Origin of the sequence: Rhodococcus erythropolis NBRC 15567 (assembly GCF_001552595.1) — a bacterium.
Classification (GTDB): Bacteria; Actinomycetota; Actinomycetes; order Mycobacteriales; family Mycobacteriaceae; genus Rhodococcus_F; species Rhodococcus_F erythropolis.
This window is the reverse complement of record NZ_BCRM01000051.1, coordinates 1-11131: the sequence shown is the minus strand read 5'-3', so window position 1 is coordinate 11131 and position 11131 is coordinate 1. Positions and strand designations below refer to the sequence as shown.

Here is an 11131-nt window from a genome sequence, read left to right as displayed (position 1 = left end):
TTCCGGGAATGAGTCTGGGTCGCGTCAGAGGACGCGGGAGAGAAAAGCTTTGGTCCGTTCGTGGACCGGATTGTCGATCACCTGCGAAGGTGGGCCCTGTTCGACGATGACGCCGCCGTCCATGAAGACCGCAGTGTCCGCCACTTCCCGAGCAAATCCGACCTCGTGTGTGACGATCACCAAGGTGGCGCCGTCACGGGCCAGCTGAGCGAGGACTTCGAGAACCTCGCCCACCAGTTCCGGGTCGAGCGCCGACGTCGGCTCGTCGAAGAGAATGACCGCCGGCCGCAGTGCCAGCGCTCGCGCTATCGCGACGCGCTGTTGCTGGCCACCGGAGAGTTGACGGGGATACTCGTCCGCCTTGTCCCCCACTCCCACTCGCTCGAGCAGTGCGCGGGCCTCGCGGTACACCTCGTCACGATCACGCTTCTGGGCCGAGAGCGGCGCTTCCACCACGTTTTCCAACGCGGTCAGGTGCGGAAACAGGTTGAAGTTCTGGAACACGAATCCGATGTGCGAACGCTGTTTCAGGATCTCGCGGTCACGCAGTTCGTGGAGCCGATTTCCCTTGCGCCGGTACCCGATCAGTTCTCCGTCGATCCGCACGGTCCCGCGGTCGACCTTCTCGAGGTGATTGAGGGTGCGCAGCAAGGTGGACTTACCGGAACCCGACGGACCGAGAATGACGGTCACTTCGCCCTTGCGGACCAGGAGATCAACGCCGGCAAGTACTTCCAGCGTGCCGAAGGACTTGTGAATTCCGCGCGCTTCGACGGCATACAACGTCTCTTCGGTCAGTTCTGCGGTCATCGGGTCGCACCTCTCGGAATATCGAGACGCGCATCGCGAATCTCTTCGAACTTCTTGCGCGCCTTCTGTACCGGAGTCAACGGAAGCGCACGGGCGGATCCTCGTGCATAGTGGCGCTCCACGTAGTACTGACCGATCGAGAGCAACGTCGTGAGGATGATGTACCAGATCGTGGCGACCATCAGCAGGGGCACGACTCGTCCGTTGCGGCCGAAGATGACCTGCACCTGGTAGAACAGTTCGGCGATTGCCATGGTGGAGACGATCGACGTTCCCTTGAAGAGTCCGATGACCTCGTTGGCGGCATTGGGGAGGATCGCTCGCATTGCCTGCGGGAGAACGATCTTGAAGAACTGGCGACTGCGCGGAATACCGAGCGAGTGAGCAGCTTCGATCTGGCCGTGATCCACCGAAATGATTCCGGAGCGGATGATCTCGGCCGAGTATGCAGCCTGGTGCAGCGCCAAACCGATGACCGCCGCGGTGAATCCGCCGATCACACCGCTGACCTGGAAGGTGAAGAACTCGGGCCCGAAAGGTATTCCGAGAGAAAGTGTCTGGTACAGGTAGGTGATGTTGAACCAGAAGAGCAGCTGCACGATGAGTGGAATCGAGCGGAAGGCCCAGATGTAGGTCCAAGCGATCACCTGCAGGACCGGGTTTTTCGACAACCGACCGAGTGCCAGGAAAACACCGAGACCGAATCCGAGGATCGTCCCCCACAGCGTCAGTTTGATCGTCATCCACAACGCGGCGAGCACTGATTTCGCGGTGAAGTACTGCGCGAACGTCGGCCAGTCCCAGCCGGGGTTGACGACGAGACCGTGGATGAACTGAGCAAGCAGTACCAGCACGACCGCACTGATCACCCAGCGCAGCGGGTGCCAGGTGCGAGCAACGACAAGCTCCGAGTCGGGAAGTTGCGACTCGGACACCGACTTTTCGGGGCGGACATCGGTGGGCGCGCTCACGGCGCGCTACCTGACGGAGTGGACATCACGAATAGACCTTTCGGGGAAATGGGAACGCAGCTGTGTCCTCGAGTTGGTGTGCTCGAGTTGCGAAGACGACGAGAGTTCGGTCAGCGACAGTGACACGAAGCGGTGCGGCACAGATCGATGTGACGTCGCTTGTGCGCAGCGTGCGAAGTGGTACCCATGTGATGCCTTCCATCGGTCCTGGCGGTAGCACCCGCTCCCGATCACTCGGGGGGTTGCTGCGACGTCGACGAGCCAGGTCTCTCGGTCGCTCTGGATGGTGAGCAAAGACTAGACCCGAAATGTCTAGTCGTCAAATGTTGTATTTCCCTGCACTGCAAGGGAAATGAAAGATCAACCAGGTTGGAATCGCACTGATTCCAACGGTGTCCGAAGCCGCGTTAGACGTGTTCAATGGAGTGTTCGAACGAAGACCGGGACCGCCGTCTGTACCGACTTTTCCTCTGCCGTACCGTCTGCGGAGTGAGTGGACTCGACGCATTCTTCATATTGCTGGCCGGCATCGGCGCGGGCGCGATCAACGCCGTGGTCGGCAGTGGAACGCTGATCACGTTCCCGACGCTGGTCGCCTTCGGCATGCCGCCCGTGACCGCGACCATGTCCAACGCGGTCGGGCTCGTCGCCGGCGGAGTTTCCGGCACCTGGGGCTACCGACGCGAGCTGTCCGGACAGTGGGATCGACTGAAGTGGCAGATTCCGGCGTCACTCGCCGGGGCACTACTCGGTTCCTGGTTACTCATGCATCTACCCGAGAAACTGTTCGAAACCATCGTTCCGGTGCTGTTGGTCCTCGCCCTCGCGCTCGTCCTCCTCCAACCACGCATCCAGGCGTGGGCCAAGAAGCGTTCCACCGAAGAAACGACGCTGTCCACCAAGAGGCTGATGCTCCTGACCGCCGGCACCTTTGCAGTCGGCATCTACGGCGGATACTTCACTGCCGCGCAGGGCATCCTTCTCATCGGTGTGATGGGTGCCATCCTCCCGGAAACCCTCCAACGCATGAACGGCGCGAAGAACCTGCTCTCACTGCTCGTCAACATCGTTGCAGCGGGGATGTACATCACTCTGGCGTTCGATCAGATCAATTGGGCAGCAGCCGGTTTGATCGCTGTCGGCTCGCTCGGCGGTGGCGTCCTCGGCGCCCGCTACGGACGGCGCCTGTCCCCCACTGCATTGCGCTACACGATTGTCGTCGTCGGCCTGATCGGGCTGTGGCGCCTTCTCGCTTGATCGCCCACATCGGGCGGCACCCGCACATACTGGAGTCATGACCAGTACAGAAGATCAGACCGGTTGGACCTACCTCATGGACATGGACGGGGTTCTCGTCCACGAGGAGCACTTGATACCTGGAGCGGACACGTTCCTGGCAGAGCTGGCGTCGAACGACATCCCGTACATGGTGCTCACCAACAACTCCATCCGAACCCCGCGTGACCTGCGAGCACGCCTGCTCAATTCGGGACTCGACATCCCGGAGAAGTCGATCTGGACGTCAGCGCTCGCTACCGCGACGTTCCTGGCCAACCAGCGGCCAGGCGGCAGCGCCTACGTGGTCGGCGAATCGGGCCTGACCACTGCCCTGCACGACATCGGTTACGTCCTGACGGACAGTGACCCCGACTACGTCGTCCTCGGCGAGACGCGCACGTACTCGTTCGAGGCGATCACCACCGCCATTCGCCTGGTCGAGCGTGGTTCGCGGTTCATCGCCACCAACCCCGACGCCACTGGGCCGTCGCGTGACGGCTCGCTGCCGGCCACCGGCTCGGTCGCCGCTCTCATCACCAAGGCAACCGGACGCGATCCCTACTACGTCGGCAAGCCCAACGCCTTGATGATGCGCTCTGCCCTGCGGTCCATCGGCGCTCATTCGGCTAACACGTTGATGATCGGCGACCGGATGGACACCGACATCGTCTGTGGCCTCGAAGCCGGACTGCAGACGATTCTGGTGATGACCGGGATCTCGACCCGCGCGTCGGTGGAGCTCTTCCCGTACCGACCCACAGTCGTTCTCGAGTCGGTCGCCGATCTTGTAGGAATGACAACCGATCCATTCCGTAGCACCGCAAACAATTGATTCAATTGCAAAACAAAACCGCGAGTCGGTAATTAACTGGTAAAAAACACTAGATTTGCCAGGATCCGACTCGTCCACTTTGTCCAACTGGACAAACAATCGGTTTTCTTCACTCCAAAATTACATACTGATAGTTATCTGCAGGTCAGAAGGCAATTTGTTCGACAGAGAAAGGTGGATCACAGTCGAAAAATAAATTTCGAAAAAGTAGTAACGAATCGTTTGCCGTGGCTGATACTCATGTCTGAACGACCCATTTCGGGTCCCAGACATGAAATGAGATTTTCATGAAGAAGCAGACCAAGGGCGCGATCGCTGCTGCGGCGGCCGGCGCCCTCCTCCTCGGCGGTGCGGGCTCGCTCGCTGTGTGGAGCGACTCGGCCGACGTCAGTGGCGGCGGACCCGTCACTTCCGGTGCACTCGACCTGAGCGCCTGCGCACCGGTCGGCGGCGGTTGGAACTCCCTCAACCCGACGAAGACCGCGATCACCAACATCTCGGCTTACCGCATCGTCACGACCGAGAGCATCGAATACACCTGCGACGTCACAGTGACCGCAGTGGGCGATCGTCTCGCGGCTGTTCTGACCGCTGATACGGCCGGCATCGTTCCAGGTGCCAACAGCGCCGAACTTGCCGCCGCTGTACAGCCGGTTACGACCATCAAGGACGCTGGTGGCAACCCGATTTCACAGATCACCAAGGTACAGAACGGCACGATCGTGCACGTCGGAGTCCGTCTGAACTTCACCGAGGTGGCCAACCAGGTCGCGCAGAATCAGTCGCTGAACTTGGCGGCGATGAAGCTGGTCGTCACTCAGACAGCGCTGACTCCGGCTCCGTAATTTCATGAGGAAAAAGGTCTGGGGAGCGATCGCAGTCGCGGTGGCTGCTGTAGCGGTGTTCGCATCGTCACAGCAGTCGCTCGCGCTGTGGTCCGATTCGGCGAGCGCGAGTGGTGGGACCGCAACCGCTGCCAGCGTCAACCTCACCGTTGGTACATCGGCCGGAACCAGTGCGGCGTACACCCTGGCGAATTTGACGACGGCCACGACGCCTGTGGTCCCGGGAAACACGGTGCAAGCTCCGCTCACCGTCAAGAATTCGGGGTCTGATCCTCTGCAGTGGCGAATGCAGTCGACGAGCGCACTTCCGGGATTCACGTTGACCACGTACGGAGTCGACAACGAAGGCGCCTGCCCGACCGGCGTGAACACCGCGGCTCCGGCAGTGACCCCAGTGACGTCCGGATCGATGAATGCATCGCTGCAGTACCCGGTTTCCCCCGCGTACATGCCGACTCCGCTCGCAGCCGGTGGCACCTACATCCTGTGTCTGCGGCTCACGGTGGGTGTTGGTGCGGTTTCCGGTCAGACGACCAACGCCACCTTCACGTTCCAGGCAGGGGCGGCATGACGAAACACTCGACCAAACGCGGTGAACGTACCGGCCCTCTGTGGTGGGTCACCTCTATCGTCAGTTGGACACTGCTGCTGGCGATTTCGGCAGTCATCGTCGCAACCATTGTCGTCCCCTTCTTCGCGGGAGCGCAGCGCTTCACGATTCTGACCGGTTCGATGCGCCCGACGTACAACCCCGGATCACTGGTCGTCGTCAAACCTGTCGATCCGTCCGAACTGGGGATCGGTACACCTATTACGTACCAGCTGGAATCCGGTCAGCCGACAGTCGTCACACACCGGATCATTGCCACGAGCGAAAACCAGAAGGGTGAAAGAACTTTCATCACCCAGGGCGACGCGAACGGTGAACGCGACGAGAAAGAAGTACGGCCAGTACAGATCCGGGGAAAGGTCTGGTACAGCCTTCCGTATCTCGGCTACGTCAACACTTGGCTCACCGGAGAGCAGCGCACCGTGATCGTGGTGATAGTCGTGACGACACTACTGCTGTACGCGGCCTACATGATGATCAGCGGCATCCGTGACGGCCGGAAGGAGCGAGCTCGAGCCCGATTGGCTCCTGACCCTTCAGCTTCCAACCTCCCCAACTCCGACCAGAACGAGAAAGGCCAGCACGATGCCCTCGCGCCCTGACCGTCCGGCCCACCGGATTCGTCACCTGTTGACCAGCACGCGTTTTCGCGCGCTGCTCGCACTGGGGATGGTGCTTGGCGTCGGCGGTGTGACCACGCTCGCGGCCTGGACGTCTTCCGCGACTGCGACTTCGGGAAACATCACGACCGGGTCGATCAATCTGCAGTTGAACACCACAACCCAACCCACGCTGACCACGACACTGAACTTCAGCCAACTCGGCAAAACCGGGATGATTCCCGGCGACTCGAACTCCGCGATCCTCAAAGTCAACAACGTGGGGGCAGGCGTGAATCTTCCTCTGAAATACACGATTACTTCCACCAGCGGCGGCGCGCTGACGACCTACTTGCGGATGACTGTGTCGTTGAACGGAACTGTGGCCAACAAATGCACAGATGGCAGCAATGTGGTGTTGTCCTTACCCCTGACCCTCACCGTAAATCAGGCGGTCGGTGCGCCCGACCGTTCTCTGGCTATCGGGGCAACCGATAATCTTTGTGTCTCGGTGACGCTTCCGACGAGTCCGACCCCACCGACGAGCAGCTCGTCGAGCATCGTCCTGAACTTCTCGGCAAAGGTGTGAGCGCCGTGTCACGACACACGAAGATGTCACCGAAAGCCTCGACGCCACGTCGGATTCACGAACTTCTGCTCACCCTCGGTGCCCTCGCCGGTCTGGCATCCATCGGATTGTTCATTGCCGGCTTCGCTTTCGGTATCACTCCGCTGATCTTCAAGAGCGGATCGATGTCTCCCACGATCGAGACCGGTGCTCTGGCATTCGCGCGCACCGTGCCTGCTTCGGAAGTTCAGGTCGGTGACATCGTCAGTGTCTACGACAACCAAGGCGTTCGAATCACCCATCGTGTCGAGACGATCGAGCAGCAAGGCAACAATCTTGCAATTGCACAGCTGCGCGGCGACGCGAATCCCGTCACAGACCCAGATCCTTACGTCATCACCGAAGCGGATCGAGTTTTCTTCAGCATCAACCGCCTCGGCTACGTGGCCGTCTGGCTGTCCGGACCGAGTGGGCTTGTGCTTGGTGCGATTGCCGTCGGAGGACTGCTGTACATCGCATTTCGCCCACGGAAAAGACCGGATGAAGGGGAACCCAGGCTGGATCGTCAGGACGCGCACGGCGATTCCCACGCCTTCAAGGCAATCGTCGCATTGGCAACGGTCGGTCTCAGCGTGGCGGGCATTGCGAACGTCGGCGGAACACAGGCCGCCTTCACGGGCATGGCGACAGCGGGAAGCATTTCGTTCACCACTGCTGCAAGCTTTCCGAAACCTCCCGCGTCAATGACCTGCTCGGACAAGGGAACTTCCGTCGTGCTCGCTTGGCCTGGCGTTGCCACGGATACATTTCGAATCATCGTCCGAAACGCAACCAACACCACCCAACCTCCGCTGATCAGAGACGTGACCGGCCTCTCGACGGCCCTGACGTTGTCCGATCTGCCGAGCGGCGGGATTCTCCTGTCGAACACGAACTACGACGTCGAATTACACGGACTCGTTGGAACTTACGTGACACCGGAATACACCGGGTACCGCATCAGCAGTTCGACACTGCTCATCATCCTCAATGACATGGCGTGTGTATCCGGACCCACGAGCGGAACCACGGCAGCCTCAGCTCCGGCCGCTCGTTCGGCGCTGGTTGCACAAGCTCCGAGTGCGACGACCACCACCTCCACCGCAGCGGTCAGTTCGACCACACCTTCACCCACGACTACTCCGAGCGCATCAACAACCTCGCAGGCCCCGACGTCCACCAGCACAACTACACCTTCGACAACCACCTCGTCACCGGCTACAACTACTCCGTCCACAACGACAACAACAACGACCATGACAACGACACCCACAACAACTACGACCACCCCGAGCGAGGTTCCCGTCGACGCCCCGGCGACCACGACCGGTCTCAGCGCCCAGAAGCTCTCGACTGCCAGCGGAACGGTTGTGTCCGTGTCGAATTCATCGGGCACTGAGGTATATCGAGGTCCCGTTGACAGCGACGCTGTACTGCATTGGCTCACCGGAACCGATCAGTTGTATGTGATCACCACTCGCGGCGTCACCGTCATCGACACGTCAGCGGGAGTCTGGGCCGAATCTCCTGCCCCGAGCGAACTTCCGGACGAGATCAAGGCCCTGGTGCCGTGATGAAAAAGACGACGAAAGCCGCCCTGGCAGTCGCCGCGGCCGGAACTGTATTGCTCGGCGGCTCGGGCACATTGGCGAAATGGACGGACAGTACGACCCTGACGAGCGCCGCTGTCCAGTCCGGGACCCTGGATCTGGGAGCATGCGTGACCACGAGCGGCGGGGGCTGGTATTCGCAGGTCTACGTCAACGCGCCCACCAATCCGAATCCACTCGTATATATCCCGGACATCACTACCTACCGACTCAAGCCCGGATTCAACTACACGTATTTCTGCGATTCGAAGGTCTTGGCCACCGGTCCCCGGTTGAGAGCCAATGTGACGGTTGACAAGACCAAGTTGAGTGGCGGGCTCGCGACCGCCAGTGTCGATCTCCGCACTTACGTCACGGATCAGAGCAACAATCTTCTGTACGACAGCACGGCACCGACGCCGAACCTCATCCCGGTCACATCGGCGTTGAACAACACCAACCTGACCGCGCAGGTGCTGTTCACGATCTACCCCGCCGACACGACAAGCTCAGGTCTCACACTGAATACGACGGCGTTGACGATCGACGTCAAACAACTGGGTCTCACGCCCGCACCGTAGAACGCCTTGCCGTCGGAAGTTCGAGGCAAGGCGCTCAAGCGTTTCAGCCGAGAGCTCGCTTCAGATCAGCCAAGAGATCGGCGGTATCTTCCAGACCCACCGACAAACGCACAACGCCGTCGGTAATACCCACTGCTGCACGACCTTCCGGACCCATGGCCCGGTGGGTCGTGGTTGCGGGGTGGGTGATCAACGACTTGGAATCACCCAAGTTGTTGGAGATGTCGATGACGCGCAGGCCGTTGAGAACCTCGAACGCCCGCTTCTTGCCCTCGCCGTCAGGCGCATTGAGCTCGAACGTGACTACAGTTCCGCCGCCGCTCATTTGAGACTTCGCGAGCTCGTGCTGCGGGTGCGAAGTCAGGTACGGATACTTGACCCACTTGACGCCGGAGTGTCCTTCGAGGAATTCGGCGATCTCGAGTGCCGAAGCCACGGAATGCCGAATACGGACCGGCATGGTCTCGAGACCCTTGAGCAGAGTCCACGCATTGAACGGGCTGAGTGCAGGACCGGTGTGCCGCATCAGTTCTCGGACGGGACCGCTGATGTATTCCTCGGTTCCGAGGATCGCGCCGCCGAGCACGCGGCCTTGACCGTCGATGTGCTTGGTACCGGAGTACACCACGACGTCGGCACCCAGATCGAGGCTGCGCTGCAGAAGCGGCGTCGCGAAGACGTTGTCCAGCACTACCTTTGCCCCGGCAGCATGAGCAAGCTCCGACACCCGCCGAACGTCGACGAGGGACTGCATCGGGTTGGACGGCGTTTCGAAGAACACCGCAGTGGTCGGCACCGAGAGCGCTTCTTCCCACTGCGCATTGTCTTCACCGTCGACAAAAACGACCTCGACACCCCAACGCGGAAGGATCTCGTTGCACACGACAAAGCAGGATCCGAACAGGCTGCGAGCAGCCACCAATCGGTCGCCGTTGCCCAACAGCGCGCCCAACGCTGTGAAGACAGCCGACATTCCACTGGCCGTCGCAAAGCAGGCTTCCGCGCCTTCGATGAGACGCAGACGCTCTTCGAACATCTTGACCGTCGGATTGCCGTAGCGGGAGTAGACAAAATGATCCACCTCGCCGGTGAAGGCCTGTTCGGCGGCTTCTGCACTCTCGTAGACGAATCCGGAGTTGAGGAACAGCGCTTCGGAAGTCTCCTCGAACCCGGTACGCATCAGTCCGCCGCGAACTCCGAGAGTGCCGAGACCGACGTCGTCCGGCAGCGCTCGTTGAAATGCGCCACCCTGGGGAATTCCGCTCACTGCTGCCTCCATGGCAAGCCGATGGCCCGCCAACCTACAAGTCCGCGATGTCCGTCGGCACCCAATGCGCCTTCGAACCCGTCGAGCACGTTGTACGACGGGCCGATGCCCGCCGCAGTCGCAGCTTCCGCCGCACCGATGGAACGTTGTCCGGATCGACACAGGAAGATCACCGGACGCTCCGACCCGGAGGAATCGGCGGTGATGCCGGCTTCCTTCAACTGGTCGACGAAGTTGTCATTGCGCGCGCCGGTCGGGTGGCTCACCCATTCGATCAGTGCGGCCTGCTTGCCGAGGGAGGAAACATCGGGGACACCGACGTACTTCCACTCCGCATCGGTCCGCACGTCGACCAGCACGGCGTCGGGGTTTTCGCGGAGCAGCTCCCAGGCTTGCTCCGGCGTCAGATCGCCTGCGTAACTCACGTAGTCCATGTTTTCACAAGACTGCCGTGAGCGCCTGAGCGGGCCGTCAGTTACAGACGACCCAACGGTTGCCGTCACGGGTCAGGGCCCAGGTCGAGACCCGCTCGCCCGCTCCGCCGCCGGTGATCGTCACGTCGGCCCGGGCGCGATCGCCGTTGACCACGACCCCGTCCACACCCTTCAGTTCGACCGTCCCGTCGACTCCGGCCATCGGACCAGTGCTCGAATTGAAGCTCGCGCAGGTCAGGGTCTTGACCGTCTCCGCGTCATTTCGATTCTCGGCATCGACGTAGTCGGTGACGGAGCGGCTCACGCGGTCCGACTCGGTGACGTTCTCCTCGGCCGGCGAGATCCACGATGCGACGAAGATTCCACCCAGGATCAAGGCGACGATGGCAACAGCCAAGAGGAACGGCCCCGCAGACGCCTTCTTGCCATCGATGTTGTCGGATTCGCGAAGCTCGTCACTCATAACGCCAATACTCCCCCACAACTTGAAATTGTGGCCCGTCAAGGACCAGGCCCCTACCCCGAATACCCGAGACAACGGGAGAATGGGAAGAAAGAATAGGTTTACCCACAACCGATCGAGTGAGAGTGTGGATCCGTTCGGCCGCAACCGAGGCACTGTGCTTAGGTTCGGCTAAATTGGATACTTGTCGATATGTTGTCCGAACTTCGAAGAAGGTAGCTGTCCTCACGATGACTGACTCCAAC

At 60.7% G+C, this 11131-nt stretch carries 14 protein-coding genes and 1 riboswitch; of the genes, 8 read left to right on the top strand and 6 right to left on the bottom strand.

Annotated features, from left to right (window positions below; translation table 11 throughout):
• Nucleotides 1–24: 24 nt before the first annotated feature.
• The 3 genes from RE4_RS30415 to RE4_RS31940 all read right to left on the bottom strand — a co-directional run bounded on the left by RE4_RS30415 (nt 25) and on the right by RE4_RS31940 (nt 1969).
• Complete coding sequence (locus RE4_RS30415) at nt 25–810, bottom strand: amino acid ABC transporter ATP-binding protein (RefSeq protein ID WP_019749494.1); 786 nt, start codon at nt 808–810, stop codon at nt 25–27.
• Complete coding sequence (locus RE4_RS30410; RefSeq protein WP_003944440.1) at nt 807–1781, bottom strand: amino acid ABC transporter permease; 975 nt, start codon at nt 1779–1781, stop codon at nt 807–809. Before RE4_RS30410 ends, RE4_RS30415 begins: the two co-directional genes overlap by 4 nt.
• A gap of 110 nt (nt 1782–1891) precedes the next feature.
• Nucleotides 1892–1969 (bottom strand): putative leader peptide, encoded by a 78-nt coding sequence (locus RE4_RS31940; protein ID WP_350318888.1) that lies wholly within the window; start codon nt 1967–1969, stop codon nt 1892–1894.
• A gap of 7 nt (nt 1970–1976) precedes the next feature.
• Nucleotides 1977–2071: riboswitch (SAM riboswitch) on the bottom strand.
• 199 nt (nt 2072–2270) lie between these two features.
• On the opposite strand from RE4_RS31940, the gene RE4_RS30405 reads away from it, so the two are divergent.
• From RE4_RS30405 to RE4_RS30370, 8 genes are all read left to right on the top strand, one after another.
• Entirely contained in the window at nt 2271–3038 is a 768-nt protein-coding gene (locus RE4_RS30405) for a sulfite exporter TauE/SafE family protein (RefSeq protein ID WP_003944404.1), read from the top strand.
• Nucleotides 3039–3075: 37 nt separating this feature from the next.
• On the top strand, nt 3076–3891 hold the full coding sequence (locus RE4_RS30400; protein ID WP_029254768.1) for an HAD-IIA family hydrolase: 816 nt from the start codon (nt 3076–3078) through the stop codon (nt 3889–3891).
• A 287-nt stretch (nt 3892–4178) separates the two neighbouring features.
• On the top strand, nt 4179–4736 hold the full coding sequence (locus tag RE4_RS30395; RefSeq protein WP_020906667.1) for an alternate-type signal peptide domain-containing protein: 558 nt from the start codon (nt 4179–4181) through the stop codon (nt 4734–4736).
• Nucleotides 4737–4740: 4 nt separating this feature from the next.
• Nucleotides 4741–5307 carry a hypothetical protein gene (locus RE4_RS30390; protein ID WP_020906666.1) on the top strand — a complete coding sequence of 189 codons (567 nt, stop codon included), beginning with the start codon at nt 4741–4743 and terminating at the stop codon, nt 5305–5307.
• Nucleotides 5304–5948: a signal peptidase I gene (locus RE4_RS30385; protein ID WP_020906665.1), complete on the top strand. Its 645-nt coding sequence runs from the start codon at nt 5304–5306 to the stop codon at nt 5946–5948. The genes RE4_RS30390 and RE4_RS30385 overlap by 4 nt, the downstream gene beginning before the upstream one ends.
• Nucleotides 5932–6534 (top strand): SipW-dependent-type signal peptide-containing protein, encoded by a 603-nt coding sequence (locus RE4_RS30380; RefSeq protein ID WP_020906664.1) that lies wholly within the window; start codon nt 5932–5934, stop codon nt 6532–6534. Before RE4_RS30385 ends, RE4_RS30380 begins: the two co-directional genes overlap by 17 nt.
• A 5-nt stretch (nt 6535–6539) precedes the next feature.
• Nucleotides 6540–8126, top strand: a complete 1587-nt coding sequence (locus RE4_RS31435) for a signal peptidase I (protein WP_127159969.1) — start codon at nt 6540–6542, stop codon at nt 8124–8126.
• Entirely contained in the window at nt 8126–8722 is a 597-nt protein-coding gene (locus RE4_RS30370; protein WP_060939894.1) for an alternate-type signal peptide domain-containing protein, read from the top strand. The genes RE4_RS31435 and RE4_RS30370 overlap by 1 nt, the downstream gene beginning before the upstream one ends.
• A 43-nt stretch (nt 8723–8765) precedes the next feature.
• On the opposite strand, the gene RE4_RS30365 is transcribed toward RE4_RS30370, so the two are convergent.
• Genes RE4_RS30365 through RE4_RS30355 form a run of 3 tightly spaced genes read right to left on the bottom strand, consistent with a single transcriptional unit; the run spans nt 8766 to nt 10886 of the window.
• The gene (locus RE4_RS30365) at nt 8766–9989 is read right to left on the bottom strand and encodes an O-succinylhomoserine sulfhydrylase (RefSeq protein WP_029254764.1); all 1224 of its coding nucleotides are present in this window, start codon (nt 9987–9989) and stop codon (nt 8766–8768) included.
• Nucleotides 9986–10414 carry a rhodanese-like domain-containing protein gene (locus tag RE4_RS30360; RefSeq protein ID WP_007726822.1) on the bottom strand — a complete coding sequence of 143 codons (429 nt, stop codon included), beginning with the start codon at nt 10412–10414 and terminating at the stop codon, nt 9986–9988. Before RE4_RS30360 ends, RE4_RS30365 begins: the two co-directional genes overlap by 4 nt.
• A 46-nt stretch (nt 10415–10460) precedes the next feature.
• Nucleotides 10461–10886, bottom strand: a complete 426-nt coding sequence (locus RE4_RS30355; protein ID WP_019749485.1) for an Rv0361 family membrane protein — start codon at nt 10884–10886, stop codon at nt 10461–10463.
• Nucleotides 10887–11131: the final 245 nt, after the last annotated feature.